This window comes from Streptosporangium sp. G12, from assembly GCF_052983175.1.
The window spans coordinates 45,288-64,517 of the sequence record NZ_JBRIQO010000024.1; the positions used below are offsets into that span (position 1 = coordinate 45,288).

Consider the following 19,230-nt stretch of genomic DNA (forward strand, 5'->3'; position numbering starts at 1 on the left):
CCGCCTCACGAGAACGCGTGCGGGGCTCCGGCTTTGACCGGCACCCATCTCGGCGTGTCGGCCGCCTGGTCGCTGATCGACGTCAGGATCGCCTGCCGGTAGAGGCTCAGACGGGTGCGCCACTCCGTCATGTCCTCGACGTAGCGGCCGGAGACGGGGGCGTCCCAGACGTCCCTGCTCCTGGCGAGCTGGTAGGCCTTGTCCAGGCTGGCGGTCAGCGTGTCGAGCACGGGGAGCACCTGCCTCCACATCATGACCAGCCGCTGGTAGTCGGGGTTGAACTCCCACGACGTGACGGCGTCCGGGGACGGCAGCCCGTTGTTGGCCGAGGCCGGCGGGGTCTCCCCCGGCTGCAGCGGCTGCGGTGCGGGTGGATCCACGAACATCACAGGCTCCTCACCCTCGCTGACACGCTCCCTGCCTCCTGCTCACTCACCGCTACCCGGTGCCTCGTGCTCATCCGGCCGCCGCTTCGCGCTCACGGCGCTCACGGTCTCGCGCCCGCGTTCCGGTGATCACCGGCCGCCGCCCGGGGGCGGGATCGGCCGCAGCGGGTCTCCCGGTTCCACGTCGCCCGCCGGGCCGTCGGGCCGGATGTCCATGGGCGCCCAGGCCCCCTCACCCCAGGTCTCCCCGTCGGGCACGCTCACGCCCGGCATCTCCAGCGGCTCGATCTCGCGGGCGTTGTCGGCGAGCGTCCTGAGCGCGTCGAGATCGAGCGGGCTCGCCTCGGCGGTGACGACGTCGCTGCCGTCGTTCGCCCACCGGGCGGCCGAACCCTCGCCCGGCTGCGCGGCCGCCCCGCCGGGCGCCGCCCCCGCCGCCTGCCCGGACGTGCCCTCGGCACCGCGGGCGTCACCGGAGATCGCGTCGCCGATGGACGGCACCGGCCCCCCGGCGGGCCGGGTGGCCGCCTCGCCCGAGGCCGTGCCCGCCGTCTGGATCGCGGGCTCACCGGAGGCCGTCCCTGCGGGCCGGGGCGCGGCGGGCTCTCCGGAGGTCGTACCGGTGGACTGGGGGGTGGTGTCGCCACCGGTGCCCGGCGGCTGGACGGTCTGGTCCGTTGCCGGGCCCGCGGTGTCGAGGAGCGGGTACGCGGGCTTGGCGGAATCGAGCGGGCCGTGCGGCTCGACCCAGCCGGGCTGCCCGGTGGTGCCGGAGACATTGTCGATCGCGGGCATCTCCAGCGGCGGGATGTCCTCGATGTTCTTCAGCAGCTCGTCGACCTCGGCCGCCGTGGGCGCGTCGAGCGGGATCTGGAGCACCTTCACCCCGTCGACCTCCACGATCTTCGCCTTGGAGTCGCTCTGGTCGATGTCGTCGGGGTGGTCCTTCCTGGGGGTGTCGAGGACGGTGTCACCGGAGGAGCCGCCCTCCTCCCTCGGCGAGCGCTCGTCGCCCTTGGAACCGGCGTCGCCCTTGGCGTCGGGATCGTTCGCGGGCGCGTCGCCGGTGGAATCCCCGCGCGGGGTCGTCTCGTCGCCCTTCGAGCCCGTGTCGCCCTTGGCGTCGGAGTCGTTCACGGGCGCGTCGCCGGTCGGATCCTGCCCGCGCGGCGTCGTGTCGTCCGCGTTGACGATCTCCGGCCGGGTGTCGTCGGCCCTGGGCGGCTCCGGCGCGGGCGCGGACTCCCCCTGCGGCGTCCCCGGCACGAGGCCGGTGTCCGGGGTGGAGGTCTCGGGCGTACGCGGGACGCCGGGCGCCTCGCGCGGCGCGGTGTCGACCGGCTGTCCCCCACCCTGCGGGTTCTCCCCCGGTCCGGGGACCGCGGGCTTCAGGTCCTCGACCCTCGGCGTCTCCGGCCGCGCGTCGTCGGCCCTCGGGGCGTCCGGCGCGGGCGCGGAATCCTGCCTGGGAGCCTCCGGCGCGGGCGCGCCCTCGGCGTTCGGTGTCCCCGGCGCGGGCGCGCCCTGGGCGTTCGGCACCTCCGGGACGCGATCCGGCGCGGGCGCCTCGGGCCGGGTGTCCTCGGCCCTCGGCGCGTCCGGCAGGGACGGGGAATCCGGGGTGCGGGCCTCCGGCGGGGGCGCGGAATCGCCTTCCGGGACCTCCGGTACGGGATCCGGAGCAGGAGGCTCGGGGCGTGGCTCCTCGGCTCTTGGAGGCTCCGGCGCGGGATCGGGCTTGGGAGGCTCGGGGCGCGGCTCCTCTGCCCTCGGGGGCTCCGGCGCGGGATCGGGCTTGGGGTCGGGTTTGGGAGGCTCGGGGCGCGGCTCCTCTGCCCTCGGAGGCTCCGGCGCGGGATCGGGCTTGGGAACCTCGCGCGGCGCACTGTCCGTCGGCTTGCCGCCCTCCTTGGGCGTCTCCCCCTCCCGCGGGGAGGTCTCGTCGGCTTTCGACCCCGTTTCCGGCTTCCGGTCGTCCGCTCCGGACGCCTCGGGTTTCGGCGTCTCCTTCCGATCGTCCCGATCGTCGCGCGGGGAGGCCTCGTCACCCTTCGAACCCGCCTCGGGCTTGGCCTCGTCGCCCTTCGGGGTGTCGGCCTTCGGGGTGTCGGCCTTCGGGGTGTCGGGCTTGGTGTCGGGCTTGGAGGAGTCCTTGGGATCGTCGCGCCGCGTGCTCTCGTCCGACTGGTCGCCGACGCGGGGTTTGTCGTCCGCCCCGACCGCCGGCTTGAGATCCTCCGCCTTCGGGCTCTCGGGCTTCGCACCGTTCTGGGAACCGGCCTCCGGCTTGGCGCCGTTCTGGGAGTCCGTCTGCGGCTTCGCCCCCTCGCCCTGGGAGCCCGTCTCGGGCTTCGGGTCCCCGGCCTTCGGCTCGGTGGGAGGCGCCGTCGCGTTCTGGCTGACCTTCTTCTCCAGTAACGCCACGCGGGCGGAGACGTCTCGGACCATCACATCGCACGCGTCGGCGATCTGGACGGGTCGGTGGGTCGACTGCGAGGACAGGCCGGCCCCGCTCATCATCTGCGAGACCCTGCCCTCGACGTTCCGCATCTGCTCGGCGGCCCGCTGCACCTCGGACAACAGGTCGCGGACCAGCTTGGGGTCCATTCCTTCGAACTTGCCCATGGACGTCTCCCAGGAAGTGTCGGCCCACTTCAAGGTACCGGGGAGACAGCCCGGCGTCACGGTGATAATCAGATGGCATGGAACACGGCATATGCCGTGGACGCGCTGGTCAGTTGTCGGGCTCCGAGCCCGTGTCCGTCGCGACGTAGCCGATCACACCGCGCAGCTTCTCCACGCTGATCGCCCCGCGCCGCAGCAGCCTGGGCACCGCGGTGGTCAGGTCGAGGATCGTCGAGGGGATGTCGCTCTCGCACGGCCCCGCGTCGAGATAGACCGACACCGAGTCGCCGAGCTGCTTCTCCGCGTCGGCGGCGGTGGTGGCGGCCGGGGCGCCGGAGCGGTTGGCGCTGGAGACGGCCAGCGGGCCGGTCTCCTTGAGCAGGTCGAGGGCGACCGCGTGCAGCGGCATCCGGATGGCGACGGTGCCCTTGGCGTCACCGAGATCCCACGACAGCGACCGGTTCACGCGGCAGATCAACGTGAGCGGGCCCGGCCAGAAGGCGTCGACGAGATCCTGGCCGTACGGGCCGAGGTTCTCCACCAGGGCGTTGGCGGCCCGGACGGTCCCGACCAGCACGGGCACCGGCATGTCACGGCCGCGCCCCTTGGCCGCCAGCAGGGCGGTGACCGCGGCGGGCGTGAAGGCGTCGGCGCCGACACCGTAGACGGTGTCGGTCGGGAGCACCACGAGCTCCCCCCGCTGGAAGGCGGAGGCGGCCTCGAGCAGGCCGGTGGCTCGCTGCTCGGCATCCATACAGTCATAACGTCGGCTCACGGCGTGCATCCTATTCCTGGCCGAATCGAGCGGTGACGAAGCGGTCCCTGCGCGTCAGATCCTGGCGGCTGCGCACGTCGCGCCAGCCGTTCTCCTCGGAGAAGATCAGATATACCGGAGTGCCCTGCTGGTCGGCGTGCTCCACGGCGACGAACCCGCCGGGACGGAGCAGCCTCCTGGAGGTCCGCTCGACCGCCCTGACCTCGTCGAGGCCGTCGCTGCCCGATCCGTACAGCGCGCGGTGCGGGTCGTAGTCGCGGACCTCGGGGTCGCGGGGGATCGCGCCCGGCGGGATGTAGGGCGGGTTGGAGATCACCAGGTCGACCTGGCCGTCCAGCTCGGAGAGGGCGTCGGCCAGATCCTCCGGGTGCAGGTGGACCCGGCCCTGGCCGTACTCGATGATGTTGCGCTTGGCCCAGGTGTAGGCGCCCGGGTCGACCTCGACCGCGTGCACGGTGGCCAGCGCGACCTCCTGGGCGATCGACAGCGCGATGGCGGCCGAGCCCGTCCCGAGATCCACGACCACCGGCGAGGCGACGTCCATCTCCCGCAGCCGGTCGATCGCCCAGCCCGCCACGACCTCGGTCTCCGGGCGCGGTACGAAAACGCCGGGCCCGACCTCCAGGGACAGGTAGCGGAAGTAGGCCCGCCCGGTGATGTGCTGGAGCGGCTCGCGGGACTCCCTGCGGGCGACGCCCTCCCAGAACAGGGCGTCGAAGTCGGAGTCCTTCACCGTGTGCAGCTCGCTGCGGCGCACGCCGTGCACACACGCGGCGATCTCCTCGGCGTCGGTGCGCGGCGACGGCACACCTGCCTCGGCGAGCCGGGCGGTGGCGAGGGCGATCTCGTCCAGCAGAAAGGTCATGGGCGCGTTCTATGAATGGGCGAGCTACGAATGGGCGGCGAGCTTCTCCGCCATCTCGGCGTCGAGCAGGGACTGGATGACGGCCGAGAGGTCTCCGTCGAGCACCTGGTCGAGGTTGTAGGCCTTGAAACCGACGCGGTGATCGGAGATGCGGTTCTCGGGGAAGTTGTAGGTGCGGATGCGCTCGGAGCGGTCGACCGTGCGGATCTGGGACTTGCGCTCGGCCATGGCGGCGGCGTTGGCCTCCTCCTCGGCGATCGCCTGCAGGCGGGCCCGCAGGATGCGCATGGCCGACTCCTTGTTCTGGAGCTGGCTCTTCTCGTTCTGGCAGGAGGCGACGACACCCGTCGGGACGTGCGTGATCCGCACGGCCGAGTCGGTGGTGTTGACGCTCTGGCCACCGGGGCCGCTGGAGCGGTAGACGTCGATGCGCAGGTCGTTCGGGTCGATCTGGACGTCGACATCCTCGGCCTCCGGGTAGACGAGCACCCCGGCGGCACTGGTGTGGATGCGCCCCTGCGACTCGGTGACCGGGACCCGCTGGACGCGGTGCACGCCGCCCTCGAACTTGAGCCTCGACCAGACGCCCTCGTCGCCCCTGGCCTTCAGGGCGATCGTGACGTCCTTGTAACCGCCGAGGTCGGAGTGGGTGGCGTCGATCAGCTCGGTCTTCCAGCCGATCCGCTCGGCGTAGCGCAGATACATCCGCAGGAGGTCTCCGGCGAACAGGGCGGACTCCTCGCCCCCCTCGCCCGCCTTGATCTCCATGATGATGTCCTTGTCATCGTTGGGATCGCGCGGGACGAGCAGGTGCCTGAGCTTCTCCTCCAGCTCGGGAATCCGGGCCTCCAGCTCCTTGGCCTCCTCGGCGAACCCCTCGTCCTCCGAGGCCAGCTCCCGCGCCGTGCCGAGGTCGGACTGGACGCCCTCGAGCTCGCGGTAGGTGGCGACGATCGGGGTCAGCTCGGCGTAGCGCCTGCCGAAGGTGCGCGCCTGCTTCTGGTCGGCGTGCACGGAGGGGTCGGCGAGCTTGAGTTCCAGCTCGGCGTACTCACTGAGCAGCTCGTCGAGATTCACCGTGCGTCCTTCCTTGAAAGCCCTTGTCAGCCTGCCTCATCACCACGAACGCCGACCCGGGCCCCCACAAGGGGGGTTCTCCGAGCCGGCGCCGGGATGAGAGCTACTGGCCCGCGGGCTTCTTGCCGAAGCGCTTCTCGAAGCGCGCCACCCGGCCGCCGGTGTCCAGGATCTTCTGCTTGCCCGTGTAGAAGGGGTGGCAGGCGGAGCACACGTCGGCGTGGATCACGCCGTTCTTGGCGGTGCTGCGGGTGGTGAAGGAGTTACCACAGGTGCAGGTCACCTGGGTCTCGTTGTACTCCGGGTGAATGTCGGGCTTCATATCGCCTTTTCCTCTCCAAAACGCGGTCGCCGGGTCGCCACTGTCTCTCGCCTGTGAGGCTTGCGCGCTGAGCACACCGGGGTGCGCGCGGGCGGGAACCGGAACCGCTACGGTTCGGCTACCAGTGTGCCAGATCCTCCAACCATCCCAGGCCACAAGACATTCCCCACCCCGGTGACCCGCGGTCCCAGAACGGACACGGCGTGCTCACGGCCCCCTGGCGAGCGCGATATCCGTGAGGGGACCGGAACCCCGGACCCCGCGGGGAAACCAGGGGCTCCAGGCCCTCACCTTCCCAGGTACGCGAGCACGGCGAGGACCCGGCGATGATCGTCGGCGGCGGGCTCCAGCCCGAGTTTGCCGAAGATGCTGGAGATGTGCTTCTCCACGGCGCCCTCGGTGACGAGCATCCGCCCGGCGACCGCGGTGTTGGAGCGCCCCTCCGCCATCAGGGCCAGGACCTCGCTCTCCCTGACGGTCAGGGACTCCAGGGGGTCGCCCTTGCGCTGGCGGCTCAGGAGCTGCCCGATCACCTCGGGGTCGATGACCGTCCCCCCGGCCGCCACCCGGCGTACGGCGTCGAGGAACTCGGCCACGTCCGCTATCCGCTCCTTGAGCAGGTAGCCGACCGCCGCGGCGCCGCCGCCGATGAGCTCCGTGGCGTACTGCTCCTCGACGTACTGCGACAGGACGAGGATCGGCAGCCCCGGCCGCCGGGACCTGGCCTCCAGAGCGGCGCGCAGCCCCTCGTCGGTGTGGGTCGGCGGCATCCGCACGTCGACGACGGCCAGGTCCGGATCGTGCTCGTCGACCACCGTCACCAGGCCGGGGCCGTCGCCCGCCACCCCGACGGTCTCGATGCCCCCGTCGGCCAGCAGCCTGGCCAGTCCCTCGCGCAACAGCACCGAGTCCTCGGCGATCACCACCCGCATGGGTCTCACGTTCTCACCATTCGCAGGGCAACTCCGCCCTGATCATCGTGGGGCCGCCCAGCGGGCTGTCGACGGTCAGGGTGCCGTCGATGGTCGCGGCCCGGTCGGCCAGTCCGGCGAGGCCGCTGCCCGGCCGCGGCACGGCGGCGCCGACCCCGTTGTCGTAGACCTCGACGATCACCCGCTGCTCCTGGCGGCTCACCCGGATGAACGCCTCGGTGGCCTCGGAGTGCTTGGCGAGGTTGCTCAGGCACTCGGCCACGACGAAGTACGCGATGCTCTCCACCGCGGGCGGGGGCCGGTGGGAGACCTCCACCGACAGGTCCACCCGTACGGGCGCGCGGGCGGCGAGCGACGACAGGGCCGCGCTCAGCCCCCTGTCGGTGAGGATCGCCGGGTAGATGCCCCTGGCGAGGTCGCGCAACTCGGCGATGGCGGCCTTGGTACCCCGGTGCGCCTGGGCCAGGAGCTCCCTGGCCGCGTCGGGGTCGGAGTCCAGTTTGGCCTGGGCCCGGCCCAGGTCCATGGCCACGGACAGCAGCCGCTGCTGGGCGCCGTCGTGCAGGTCCCGCTCGATCCGGCGCCGCTCGGCCTCGGCCGCGTCCACCCCGCGGGCCCGGCTGGCCCGCAGGTGGGCGGCACGGGCGGCCAGCCGGTTCTTCTCGCTCGTCCCCAGCAGGGCGACGCCGAGCAGGCCGTGCAGCCAGGCCATGCCACGGGTCGCGTAGAGGGCCGCGAGCAGGAAGCCGACCCCGATCAGCGTGCACAGCAGCGCCCTCGGCACGCTGTCGATCGGCAACTCGTCGATGGGCGTCATCGGCTGCCCGGCCAGCAGCAGGGGCAGTGGCGCGATCGTCAGGCTCAGTCCGAGGATCCACAGGACCGCCGTGACGGTGAACTCCGCGATCCCGATCGGCAGCAGCAGGAGGAGATAGAGCAGGTCCTTCCAGGTCGCGGGGTCGACGAACATGTCCTTCCAGCGCAGGAACAGGTTGTCGCCCTCGGAGGGCCGGTACGGGCTGGGGATGTCGACGCCGAAGGCCAGCCGCAGGAACCGGCGCTCCAGTATCGCGGCGCCTCGCCAGGCCAGCATGGTCAGGGCGAGCAGCGGCAGTCCGACCCACACGAGCACCATCACCAGGGAGGCCGGGATCACGGACGCGAGGAACGCGAAGCAGGCGAGGCCGTAGAACATGCTGACCAGCAGGTAGGGAACGGCCCGCCAGGTCATCGGGTCGACGAGCATGCCCAGGGGGCCGTTCGGACCGAGCGGCACGCGCCGCCTGAGCGGCGTCCTGACCGCGGTCGTGCTCGCCAGCGTCTCGGCCGTCATGCGCCTCCCCTGTCCCCGGTCAGCCCGTCGTACGCCGTCCTTGTCGCGTCCCGCCGTCCCTCGCGCGTCTGGCGTCTCCTCGCGCCGCCCGCCTTCGCGTGACCGCCCCCCTCCTCGCGTGCCGTCCACGCGCCGCGGTCATCGCGGGCGCGGACCCGGGAGCCGCGCGGGAAAAAGCGTCCTGAAGTAGGGATATCCCGAAGTACGGGGTCGCACAAGGGCTTTGGAAACGCGAACGCCCCGGCCGGAGGGGCCGGGGCGTTCGACGTACGGCGGGTGATCAGTCGCGCTCGGAGCTGACCGTCGTCTTCTGCACCTGGAGCAGGAACTCCGCGTTGGACTTGGTCTCCCTCATCTTCTCCAGGAGAAGCTCGAGGGCCTGCTGCATGTCCAGGGCGTGCAGCACGCGGCGGAGCTTCCAGGTGATCTGGAGCTCGTCCTTGCCCATGAGGATCTCTTCCTTACGGGTGCCGGACGCGTCGACGTCCACCGCGGGGAAGATCCGCTTGTCGGCGAGCTGCCGGTTGAGCTTGAGCTCCAGGTTGCCCGTGCCCTTGAACTCCTCGAAGATGACCTCGTCCATCTTGGAGCCGGTCTCGACCAGCGCGGTGGCGAGGATCGTCAGCGAGCCGCCGTTCTCGATGTTGCGGGCGGCGCCGAAGAAACGCTTCGGCGGGTAGAGCGCGGTGGAGTCGACACCACCGGACAGGATGCGGCCGGAGGCCGGGGCCGCCAGGTTGTAGGCGCGGCCCAGCCGGGTGATCGAGTCGAGCAGCACGACCACGTCGTGGCCGAGCTCCACCAGGCGCTTGGCACGCTCGATGGCGAGCTCGGCGACCGTGGTGTGGTCCTCGGCCGGGCGGTCGAAGGTCGAGTGGATGACCTCGCCCTTCACCGACCGCTGCATGTCGGTGACCTCTTCCGGACGCTCGTCCACCAGGACGACCATCAGGTGGCACTCGGGGTTGTTGCGGGTGATCGCGTTGGCGATCGACTGGAGGACCATCGTCTTGCCCGCCTTGGGCGGGGAGACGATGAGACCACGCTGGCCCTTGCCGATCGGGGCCACCATGTCGATGATCCTGGTGGTCAGGATGTTCGGCTCGGTCTCCAGGCGCAGGCGCTCCTGCGGGTAGAGGGGGACGAGCTTGTTGAAGTCGGGCCGCTGCCGCGCCTGCTCCGGGTCCATGCCGTTGACCGTGTCGAGGCGGACGAGCGCGTTGAACTTCTCGCGGCGCTCACCGTCGCGGGGCTGGCGGACGGCGCCGGTGACGACGTCACCCTTGCGCAGGCCGTTGCGGCGGATCTGGGCCAGCGAGACGTAGACGTCGTTGGAGCCCGGCAGGTAACCGCTGGTCCTGACGAACGCGTAGTTGTCGAGGATGTCCAGGATTCCGGCGATCGGGATCAGGACGTCGTCGTCGCCCACCACGGGCTCGTTGCTGTCGAAGCGCTCGCGGCCGCGGCGGTTGCGCTCGCGGAACCGGCCGCGACGGCCACGGCGGTCGTCGTCGTCGCCCACGCCGTGCTGGTCGTTGCGGTCCTGCGGGCCCCGGTTCTGCGGGCCGCGGTCGCCGCGCTCGCCCCTGTCACCGCGCTCGCCCCTGTCACCGCGGTCGTTGGTGCGGTCGCCGCGGTCGTTGAGACGCTCGCCGCGGTCGTTGGACCGCTCGCCGCGCTCACCGCGGTCGTTGAGCCGGTCGCCGCGGTCGTTGAGCCGCTCCCCGCGGTTCTGGCCGGCGTCGGCGGCGCGCTGGTCGGCGCGGCCGTCGTTGCGGTTGTCGGGGCGGTTGTCGCCGCGCTCACGGCGATCGTTGCCCCGCTCGCCGCGCTCGCTGTTGCGGCCACGGCGCTCGCCGCGCTCGCGACGGCTCTCGCCGCGCTCGCCACGGCCCTCGGCCGGGGCGGTGTCGATGGTCTGCTGCTCCACGACGGGCTCGGGCGCGACGACGGCGGCCACGGGCTCGGGGGCGGGGGGCGCCTGCTCCACGACGGGCTCGGCGGCCACGACGGGGCGGGAACGTTCCCTGCGGGTGCGCGCCGGACGCTCGGCGACCGGCTCGGCCACGACGGCCGGGGCGGCCACGGCAGGAGTCTCCTTGACGGCGGCGGGAGCCTGGGCGCTCTCGGTGGAGACGCCCTGCTTCTCCTGGATGGCCGCGATCAGCTGGCTCTTGCGCATCCGCCCGGTCCCGCTGATGCCGAGGCCGGAAGCCATGGCCTGCAGCTCAGGCAGCACCATGGCGGAAAGGCCTGTGCCGGAGCGACGGCGCGGCTTGGCCGCGGGGCGGGTGGGGGTGTCGCCGGACGCCGGCGCCGTGCCGGTGACGTCGGAGAGGAGTTCGGTGGTGTCGCTCACTAATGGGTCCTTCCCAGGGGTCGGGCGTGGCCATGATCAGCCAATCGTCCCGGTGGTGCGATCGACCCGGTGGGACAGACCGGGTCGGGTTGCACGTCGCGATCCTCGGCGGCCCATGGAGAGCCGCCGCCACTGTCGGAGAAGGGCGGATCCAGGCCGTCACCATCGCGAATCGCCGACGGTGGGACTTGGAGGACACCCCCCCGGATTGCTACCGGCAACCAGATGTCGAGGTAGATCGAACGCGCATGTCCCCTAAAACGCCGCTTCTCGTTGCCCCAACCGAAATCTGGAGCATTCGGAGGCGACGGATTCGGGGAGGCCACTGCGGCGCTCATGTCTCACCAGGTGAGACATGATGCAGCGATGTGTGGCTGACAAGCACGCACCCAACGCGGGGCACCTGGTGCGGCTATCAGCCTAACATCACCAGCGCACACAGCTATTCCCTGAAGGTCGAAGAGTCGTCAGCGTGTCTCAAGAGAAACAACGCGGGCGCCCCTGGTTTCGACTTCCAGTGGCTGGATGTGCCAGTCATTACCCACTTCCGGTGCGATCAAATCCTGCGTATTCATCGTTGACAACGCAAGAACCGTGGGCCCCGCACCCGAGACGACCGCGGCCACTCCCGCCCTCCGCAGCCGTCGTACCAGGTCGGCGGTGTGCGGCATCGCGGGCGCGCGGTAGTCCTGGTGGAGGCGGTCCTCCGTGGCTGCCAGCAGCAGGCCGGGCTCGGGCCTGGCGGTCAGCGCCGCGACCAGCAGGGCGGCCCGGCCGGCGTTCGCGGCGGCGTCGGCGTGCGGGACCTCCTTGGGCAGCAGCCCGCGGGCGGTCTCGGTCGACAGCCGGTGCGCGGGGACGAGGACCACGGGCCTGACGGCCTCGTGCGGGAGGAGCCGCACCAGGTGCGGCACGCCTCCGGCGTCCGTCCACGCGACGGTGAGCCCGCCCGCCAGGCACGGCGCCACGTTGTCGGGATGGCCCTCGATCTCGGTGGCCAGCGCGAGGACGCCGTCGTCGGTCAGCCCGGGCGGATGATCCCGGCCGGGGTGGGAGCCGTGCTCGGACGAGGGCGCGTACGGGGTCGTGGCCAGCGCCCGGGCGGCGAGGATCCCGGCGCAGATCGCCGCGGAGGAGGACCCCAGGCCGCGGGCGTGCGGGATCCGGTTGAGACAGCGCAACCGGATGCCGCGCGGCTGCGGGAGACCCATCCTGTCGAAGGTCGCGCGCATCGTGGTGACGATGAGGTGCCCCTCGCCCAGGTCGAGCTCGCCGGCCCCCTCGCCCTCGACCGCGATGTCGATGCCGGGGGACTCGAAGATCTCGGCCTCGATCTCGTCGTGCAGGCCCAGGGCGAGTCCCAGCGTGTCGAATCCGGGGCCGAGGTTGGCCGACGTCGCGGGGACCCGGACGGTCGCCTTCGCCCCGCCGGTCATCGGGGTCCCGTGGGGGCCGTGTGGTCCGTGGGGGGCACGTCGCTTCTCCTGAGATCCACTAGGCGAGTTCGAGGGCGGTGGCCGCGGCGTGCGCGTCGATCGGGATCGTCACCGGGGTGGGCGCGCCCGAGATGGCCCAGTCGGGGTCCTTGAGACCGTTTCCGGTCACCGTGCACACGACACGCTGCCCAGGTTCGACCAGCCCCTGCGCGTGGGCCTGCAGGAGGCCCGCCACACTGGCGGCGGAGGCGAGCTCGACGAACACGCCCTCCTCCTGGGCGAGCAGCTTGTACGCGGCGGCGATCTGACGGTCGGTGACGGCCTGGATGACACCGCCGGACTCGTCGCGGGCGGCCTCGGCGAGCTGCCACGAGGCCGGGTTGCCGATGCGGATCGCGGTGGCGATCGTGTGCGGGTGGGTCACCGGCGCGCCGTTGACGATCGGCGCGGCGCCGCTGGCCTGGAAGCCGAACATGCGCGGCGTCCTCGCCGCGACGCCGTCCCGGGCGTACTCGGTGTAGCCCATCCAGTACGCCGAGATGTTGCCCGCGTTGCCGACCGGGATGCAGTGGATGTCGGGGGCGTCCCCGAGCGTGTCGACGATCTCGAAGGCGGCGGTCTTCTGGCCCTGGAGCCGGAACGGGTTCACCGAGTTGACCAGCGCGATCGGGTAGTTCTCCGACAGCTTCCTGGTCATCTCCAGGCAGTCGTCGAAGGACCCCTCGACCTGGAGCAGCCTGGCCCCGTGGACCAGCGCCTGGGCCAGCTTGCCCATCGCGATCTTGCCCCGGGGCACCAGCACGGCGCAGGTCAGGCCCGCGCGGACCGCGTAGGCGGCGGCGGAGGCGCTGGTGTTGCCGGTCGAGGCGCAGATGACGGCCTTCGCCCCGTCCTCGACGGCCTTGCTGATGGCCATGGTCATGCCACGGTCCTTGAAGCTTCCGGTCGGGTTGAGGCCCTCGACCTTCAGGTAGACCTCGCAGCCGGTCAGCGCCGACACCCGGTTCGCCGGGACGAGCGGGGTGCCGCCCTCCAGGAGCGTGACGACGGGCGTCGCCGTGTTCACCGGCAGTCGGTCACGGTACTCCTCGATGAGGCCACGCCACGCCCTGGTCATGATTGCTCCTCACCGCGCGCGGCCGGTCCGTGCGCGTGCTACCTGCGGTATTGGAAAACGAGTCTACGGGCAACACGTTCGGCTCTGGGATGCGTTGTCCACCAAATGGACAAGCCGGGCGTCCTGTCTCCAGGGAACTCTAAGGATCGACCGGTATGGTCTGCGGGGCTTGACAGAGCTTGACAGACGGGGAACACGACAAGGGGTGTCACATCATGACGGGCGGCACGGCGGCGGACCTGCCACCGATCCGGCACAACGACTACTCGCCCCTGGACCCGCCCGCACTCGGCGAGTGGGATCCGGAGCTCCCGGTGAGCGTGATCATTCCGGCCCACGGCGGGCAGCACAGGCTCGACCTCACCCTCGCCGCGCTGGCCGCGCAGACCTACCCGGACCACCTCATGGAGGTGATCGTGGTCGACGACGGCAGCGAACCGCCGTTGCGGCTGCCGGAGATCGCCCCGGGTGGCACCAGGATCGTGACCGCCGGCTCCTCCGGCTGGGGCATCGCCCACGCGGTGAACACCGGCGCCGCCCTCGCCGAGGGGCGGATCATCCAGCGTCTCGACGCCGACATGGTCGTCTGCCGCGAGCACATCGAGGCACTGGCCCGATGGCACCACCTGGCCGGGTACCTGGTCACGATCGGCGCGAAGAAGTTCGTCGAGGAGCCGTCGCTGACGGCCGCGCAGGTGCACGAGGGCGTGCGGGCGGGCTCGCTGGGCTCCCTCTTCGACCTGTCGGGCGCCCTGCCCAGCTCCACCGAGCAGACGATCTCCCGCACCGACGGCCTGCGGGCCAGCCGCAACCCCTACCACGTGTGCACGGGGCCGACGGTGTCGATGCGGCGCGAGATCTTCCACGCCGTGGGCGGGGTGGATCCCGGTGTGCTGCGGGGCGAGGACACCGAGTTCGCCTACCGGCTGGCCGCGCACGGCGTGGTCTTCGTCCCCGACATGGCCGCCCAGGCCGTCCATCTGGGGCTTCCCGCCCAGCGCCGCGACCCGCAGCGGGCGGTGCGCGTCGTCGCCCCCTACCTGGCCCACCGGGTGCCGCTCCGCCGTGACCTGCGCAGGGACCGGGGACGCCACTGGCTGGTCCCGTACGTGGAGGTGGTGCTCCACGTCGACGGGCCCGAGGAGCGGGTACGCGAGGCGGTGGGCGCCGCGCTCGACGGGTCGTTCGGCGACGTGATCGTCACCCTGGTCGCCCCGTGGTCGAAACTGTCCGGGGACCGCCGGCCGGTGCTGGACGACCCCCTGTTCGACCTGCGGCTGCTGCGCGAGCACTTCGCCCACGACGAGCGGGTGCGGTTCGCCGACGAGGTCTCCGCCACCCCCGCCCCGATCCCGTTCCGCTACACGGGCCCGGTCTCGGTCCCGCTGGGACGCGACACGCTGGAGCGGATGATCCGCGTGATGCAGGACGACCGCGCGGGCATGCTCGTCGTCGGGCTCGGCGGCGACGGCGAGGCGACGCTGGAGCGGACCGAGGCGCTGGGCCGGGCGAGGCTGCTCGGCGCGGACGACGTCGCCGCGTCGATCGAGGCCACCCACGGCGTGCGGCGTGGCGACCGGCCGGAGTTCTGGCCGGCCGGGCCCACGCCCCCGGCCTCCACTCCGCCCCCCGCCCGGGTTCCGGCCTCGCCCGGGGCCAAGGCCCAGGGGCCGGAGGCCGCGAGGCCCGCGGCGGAGCGGGCCCCCGGACAGGAGCAGCGGCGCCAGGAGGAGAAGCGCGGGGAAGGGAGGCGCCAGGAGGGGCGCGACTCCCTCCTCGGCAGGCTCCGCACCGCCCTCAGGAACTGAGCGGCGGCCCGGTGGCGGCCGGGTGCCCGGGGACGGTCAAGGCCGGCCGGCGCCGCCGGCGAGCCGGAGGCCGGGCGCACGGCGCGAGCCGGGGCCGGACACGCGCTCCGCGAGACAGAGGCCGGGCGCATGCCGCCGGCCGGGGCCGGACGCGCGCCGCGCGGGGGAGGCCGGGGGGCGGCGCGAGGGGAGGCCGGCCATGACGCGATCTCGCTCGTCCGTTAAGGGCTTCCCCAATGTTATGAGTGGCTACGATCTATGCAATTCTGAAAATTTCATTACCTGGGAGCGGCACGTGGCCGACCAGATACCCAAGGGTGTCCAGACGCATATTCCCAACGTCGCGCGCATGTACGACTACTACCTGGGAGGCAAGGACAACTTTCCGGCGGACCGGCAGGCCGCGGAGAGGGCCCTGGAGATCGTCCCCGAGATGCGGCAGGGTGCCCGCGCCAATCGCGCGTTCCTGGGCCGGACGGTCGGTTTCCTCGCCGAGTCGGGGATCGACCAGTTCCTCGACCGAGGAACTTTCGTAAAGGTCCCCTAACAATCCATCGGGCATGGGCAGACCGGAAGTTGATCTCTGCCCATGCGAGAGACCCCATCTGACCTGCGAAAACGAGCGCCATGGGCAGATAAGTCTCTAAGTTTTAGTCTCCCCGGGCATGCGGTCCAGCACGCGCGGGCGCGTGCGCGCACGCGAGGACGGCCCCCGACCCCGGACACGAGACAGGGCCACCGCTCCCTCCAGATCGGTGGCCCTGTCGGCTCGTGAGGCTCCCCTACTTCCCGGCGGGAGCGATCGATTTCCAGATCTCTTCGACGTCGCAGACCCGGCCCCGGGCGGCCTCCGTGATGATGCGTCGGCCCCCGTGGCGGACCGTGCGACGGATCACCATCTGACCGCCCTCGGCGCACAGCTCGTATTCGGCGACCCCCCGCACGACGTACGCCCGGACCCGGCTTGTACGGCCCTGCCGGGTGTACGGCCTCCACTCAAGAGCGGGGGTCATCGGGGCACCCACAGCGCGGGCAGGGGAACGCCCGGGTGAACATCGCGGAGCACGCACGACAGAAGCGGATCACGAGCGGCGGCGGGTCGTGGTCCAGCGCCACCGTGGGGGAAGTGCCTAGCTTGCCCATGGGTCAAGAGTAGGTGTGGCGGACCAGGTGCGCTAGGTCCTCTACGTGCGCCGCTCTCGCCTGGCGGATCTGGAGTACCTAGCTTGACCGTGTGGCAAAGATCGAGACGGACCCGCCGAGGTGGCGCCAGGTCCACGAGGTGATCAGCGGGCGCATCCGTTCCGGAGAGCTCAAGGTGGGTGAGCGCGTCCCGTCGCTCGTGGATCTCATGACCGAATTCGAGATCGCGAACGCCACGGCCATGAAGGTGGTCCGGCAGCTCCGTGAGGACGGCTTGATCCGCACATCGCCCGGAATCGGCTCCCGCGTGGCAGATCCGGAGCATTGGGAGCCTGCCTCCACCCCCTAGCGCACCTAGCGCGCCACGTACGCCACACTGACGGGCGTGGAGGCGTCCCGGGTCTCATCTATCCGGCCGGTGCGAGATAGGCCGTCTCCGTGGATCTGAGAGCCTCGCGATTTCCATGATCGGGCGCCCGTCACGGATCGTGACCAGACTCCGGCCGGAGGGGGTCCGGACATGCCGAGACCCCCGCCCAAGCCGAACGGGGGTCTCGTGGTTCCGGCCGGAGGCGGAGGAGATCGGGAGCCGACGCCTCCGGCCGGAGTCTGGGGTTACGCCGTGGTCGGCACGTCCAGCATGCGGAACGCGTTCGGGACCACCACGTCCGATCCGGTCCGGAACCACATGAACAGGCCGCGCTGACCGGTCGGGCGCCCGTTCGCACCCATCAGATTCGGGATGAGCTCGATCGTGGTCCCGATGCGGTCCACGATGACGAACTGCGAAAAGTCCCCGTAGATCAGGGCGTAGTTGTTCGCCGTGGCCGCCGGGTTGATCGCGCCGTCCATGTTGCTGTTCTCGTTCACGGGCCGTCCCAGGAGTTGACCACTGGCCAGCTCCGGGAACTTGAGGGCGCCGCTCGTGGTCTCCATCTGGCGGAGGGCGTTGATCGTGGCCAGGTGGCCCGTCCACTGAGCGTTGGCGGAGAACCGGGGCGGGAGCGCGTTCTGGAGAGCGAACGCGTCGGCGGCCACGAGGGCCTCCGTCCCGGTGCTGTTGATCTCGGAGGCGGTCCCGGCCAGCGCGGTCACGATGCCCTTGGGCTTCCCGATGCCGTCGCCGACCGTATAGGCCGTCGCCATGAGCTGGTCGGCGGCGTCCAGGAGGAGCTTCTGGAGTTCACGGGCGAACCCGTAGCCGTCCATGCCCACCTCATAGGAGTACGGCACCCACGCGGACCCCTTGTGGACAGGGATCTCCGGGCTCCCGAACGTCGGGGACGCGTCGGCGGCCTCGTTGGCCTCCGCCAGCCATTCGGCCGTCACTCCGGCGGAGCTCACGCCCTTCCACGTGTCCGTGACCGTCTGGACGACACGGGAGATCCGGCGGAGGGGGTTGCTCGATCCGCCGGAGGTGAGGAGGACGGTCGGGTCCAGAGTCAGGGGCACGAGGAATCCACCGGAGGCGTCCGTGAGCGACAGGGCGCGCATGTCCGCGTGGAGGAACTCCACGGCCCGGTACGCCTCTTGCTCCTCCTGGCTCCACAGCATGTGCCCGCGCTGGGGGTCACCCAGGAGGGACACGAACGCGCGCAGATAGGCCGGGTCACCCGTGGCCGTGGCCCACCGGGCGGCCATGTCCCTGTCCATCTGGGAGCCGGAGGTGATCAGCTCCACGGCGCGCTCCGCGCCGTGGTCGGGCAGGAGGCCGGAGCGGTGGGCCATGTCCACGGTCCGCCGGGCGCGGGCATGGAGGCCGTCTCCGCCGGAGTGACCGCCAGAGGAGCGCGAGGTGGGGCCCTCGTGGGAACGGATGTCCATGGCGGTGGCGCGGGCACGGGAAACGCGCTCCTCGTGCTCCTCCTGAGTCCGGCACATCTCGTCAACGTGCTCAAACTGGACCAGGAGCGCATCCGATTCCGAAGCCTGTTCCTCTGTCGGTTCGGTCAGTTCGGCCAGGGCCGCGATGTCGGCTCGGATGCTCTCGCGCTGGGCCTTGAGCTCCTCAAGGCGGGAGTTTCTACGCATGGGGTTCTCCCAGGGGTTCGTGTCTCAACCGCGCTGATCAGCGCGGGAGGTTGCACGAGACGGGCCCGGGTCCTGCGGCGGATCGATCGGGCCCCCTGGGCCGGGTCGCTCTACGCCGGGGAATGGTGCGTCTGTCGTGCTGCCGTACGGAGTGCAGGGTTCCGGCGCGGCCGGTGCGGGTCCGAGAGGGCCGTTCACGGGCGGGTCCCTCCGCCGAGGCGGTGAGAGTGCCCGGTCCCCGGGCGGGTCCCTCCGCCGTCGCGGAGTGAGTGCCCGGGGTCGTGCTGCTGATCAGCGTAAGCGATCATTCGGGCAGGGGCATGACTCCCCCGGCCTGCCACGCGGCCAGCGCCTCATCCAGCGCCTCCGCGCTCCCGTATGCCCGCTTGCCGTAGTAGTCGGCCAGGTAGGCCAGCCAGTAGCACAGCTCCCGGGGGTCCACCTGGTCCAGGATCGCCAGGGCGTCGGCCTCACTCTGCTGGAGGCCAGCGCGGAGGAGCGCCACGGCGTCGGGCAGGGTGGCCTCGTCCACCTGGAGGACTTGGATGGGCTGGGAAGAGGAGACGCGCGTCGTGTCGGTGACCATGCGCGCGGCGGCGGCAATCCGGGACTTGGCGGTCCCGGGCGTGGGGGTCTGGGGGTCGGTCATGATCAGAGCCTTTCCGAGTGCGGGCAGTCGTCACGGGGCGGGGCGTGGAACCGGCACGAGGGCCCGGGGAGGGACGGAGCGCGCCCGGGGCGTCCCTCTGCCTCCTTGCGGTAGGCGATCAGGGCCCCCGTGGACGCGCCCAACAGGGTGTTGCAGCGACGGCACAGGGTCCGGCAGTTCTCCAGGGTGCTCCGGCCCCCCTCCGCCCGGGGCTTGATGTGGTCCACGGTGGCCGCGTACCGGCCGGTGAGGGGTCCACGTCCGCAGTTCTGGCACGTCCAGTTGTCCCGGTTCAAGATCAGAAGTCGGAACTCCTTCCACGCTTGAGAACGGACGTTGTCCACTCCCAGGGTGCGCATACGTCCCACGCTG

At 71.4% G+C, this 19,230-nt stretch carries 18 protein-coding genes; 3 read left to right on the top strand and 15 right to left on the bottom strand.

Going from position 1 to position 19,230, the window contains the following annotated elements; all coding sequences use genetic code 11:
* Positions 1-5: 5 nt before the first annotated feature.
* The 11 genes from ACVCAG_RS32645 to thrC all read right to left on the bottom strand — a co-directional run bounded on the left by ACVCAG_RS32645 (position 6) and on the right by thrC (position 13,227).
* A complete protein-coding gene (locus tag ACVCAG_RS32645) occupies positions 6-386 on the bottom strand; it encodes a hypothetical protein (RefSeq protein WP_362679889.1) in 381 nt (126 codons plus the stop codon).
* 129 nt (positions 387-515) lie between these two features.
* Positions 516-3,011, bottom strand: coding sequence for a hypothetical protein (locus ACVCAG_RS32650; protein WP_440087239.1), 2,496 nt, complete (start codon positions 3,009-3,011; stop codon positions 516-518).
* A gap of 109 nt (positions 3,012-3,120) precedes the next feature.
* Positions 3,121-3,786, bottom strand: coding sequence for an L-threonylcarbamoyladenylate synthase (locus ACVCAG_RS32655; RefSeq protein WP_440087238.1), 666 nt, complete (start codon positions 3,784-3,786; stop codon positions 3,121-3,123).
* A 10-nt stretch (positions 3,787-3,796) separates the two neighbouring features.
* Positions 3,797-4,651, bottom strand: a complete 855-nt coding sequence (gene prmC, locus ACVCAG_RS32660) for a peptide chain release factor N(5)-glutamine methyltransferase (RefSeq protein WP_440087237.1) — start codon at positions 4,649-4,651, stop codon at positions 3,797-3,799.
* Between the two features lie 24 nt (positions 4,652-4,675).
* The gene (prfA, locus tag ACVCAG_RS32665) at positions 4,676-5,728 is read right to left on the bottom strand and encodes a peptide chain release factor 1 (RefSeq protein WP_344744662.1); all 1,053 of its coding nucleotides are present in this window, start codon (positions 5,726-5,728) and stop codon (positions 4,676-4,678) included.
* 103 nt (positions 5,729-5,831) lie between these two features.
* On the bottom strand, positions 5,832-6,050 hold the full coding sequence (gene rpmE, locus ACVCAG_RS32670) for a 50S ribosomal protein L31 (RefSeq protein WP_362679879.1): 219 nt from the start codon (positions 6,048-6,050) through the stop codon (positions 5,832-5,834).
* A gap of 287 nt (positions 6,051-6,337) precedes the next feature.
* Positions 6,338-6,982, bottom strand: a complete 645-nt coding sequence (locus tag ACVCAG_RS32675) for a response regulator (protein WP_440087285.1) — start codon at positions 6,980-6,982, stop codon at positions 6,338-6,340.
* 13 nt (positions 6,983-6,995) lie between these two features.
* Entirely contained in the window at positions 6,996-8,315 is a 1,320-nt protein-coding gene (locus ACVCAG_RS32680; RefSeq protein ID WP_440087236.1) for a sensor domain-containing protein, read from the bottom strand.
* Between the two features lie 280 nt (positions 8,316-8,595).
* Positions 8,596-10,674: a transcription termination factor Rho gene (rho, locus tag ACVCAG_RS32685; RefSeq protein WP_440087235.1), complete on the bottom strand. Its 2,079-nt coding sequence runs from the start codon at positions 10,672-10,674 to the stop codon at positions 8,596-8,598.
* Positions 10,675-11,141: 467 nt separating this feature from the next.
* Positions 11,142-12,110 (bottom strand): GHMP family kinase ATP-binding protein, encoded by a 969-nt coding sequence (locus ACVCAG_RS32690; protein ID WP_440087234.1) that lies wholly within the window; start codon positions 12,108-12,110, stop codon positions 11,142-11,144.
* Between the two features lie 58 nt (positions 12,111-12,168).
* Positions 12,169-13,227 carry a threonine synthase gene (gene thrC / locus ACVCAG_RS32695; RefSeq protein WP_440087233.1) on the bottom strand — a complete coding sequence of 353 codons (1,059 nt, stop codon included), beginning with the start codon at positions 13,225-13,227 and terminating at the stop codon, positions 12,169-12,171.
* 215 nt (positions 13,228-13,442) lie between these two features.
* Between thrC and ACVCAG_RS32700 the strand changes: the two genes are divergently transcribed.
* Together ACVCAG_RS32700 and ACVCAG_RS32705 are read left to right on the top strand one after the other, a co-directional pair.
* Complete coding sequence (locus tag ACVCAG_RS32700; protein ID WP_447191021.1) at positions 13,443-15,035, top strand: glycosyltransferase; 1,593 nt, start codon at positions 13,443-13,445, stop codon at positions 15,033-15,035.
* Positions 15,036-15,330: 295 nt separating this feature from the next.
* Complete coding sequence (locus ACVCAG_RS32705; RefSeq protein ID WP_447191022.1) at positions 15,331-15,582, top strand: SAM-dependent methyltransferase; 252 nt, start codon at positions 15,331-15,333, stop codon at positions 15,580-15,582.
* A gap of 235 nt (positions 15,583-15,817) precedes the next feature.
* Here the strand turns inward: ACVCAG_RS32705 and ACVCAG_RS32710 are convergent, their stop codons facing one another.
* A complete protein-coding gene (locus ACVCAG_RS32710) occupies positions 15,818-16,048 on the bottom strand; it encodes a hypothetical protein (RefSeq protein ID WP_447191023.1) in 231 nt (76 codons plus the stop codon).
* A gap of 221 nt (positions 16,049-16,269) precedes the next feature.
* Between ACVCAG_RS32710 and ACVCAG_RS32715 the strand changes: the two genes are divergently transcribed.
* Entirely contained in the window at positions 16,270-16,527 is a 258-nt protein-coding gene (locus ACVCAG_RS32715; protein ID WP_447191024.1) for a GntR family transcriptional regulator, read from the top strand.
* Positions 16,528-16,793: 266 nt separating this feature from the next.
* On the opposite strand, the gene ACVCAG_RS32720 is transcribed toward ACVCAG_RS32715, so the two are convergent.
* The 3 genes from ACVCAG_RS32720 to ACVCAG_RS32730 all read right to left on the bottom strand — a co-directional run bounded on the left by ACVCAG_RS32720 (position 16,794) and on the right by ACVCAG_RS32730 (position 19,217).
* Entirely contained in the window at positions 16,794-18,209 is a 1,416-nt protein-coding gene (locus ACVCAG_RS32720; protein ID WP_447191025.1) for a phage major capsid protein, read from the bottom strand.
* 304 nt (positions 18,210-18,513) lie between these two features.
* Positions 18,514-18,858: a hypothetical protein gene (locus tag ACVCAG_RS32725; protein ID WP_447191026.1), complete on the bottom strand. Its 345-nt coding sequence runs from the start codon at positions 18,856-18,858 to the stop codon at positions 18,514-18,516.
* A 2-nt stretch (positions 18,859-18,860) separates the two neighbouring features.
* On the bottom strand, positions 18,861-19,217 hold the full coding sequence (locus ACVCAG_RS32730) for an HNH endonuclease (RefSeq protein WP_447191062.1): 357 nt from the start codon (positions 19,215-19,217) through the stop codon (positions 18,861-18,863).
* Positions 19,218-19,230 lie beyond the last annotated feature (13 nt).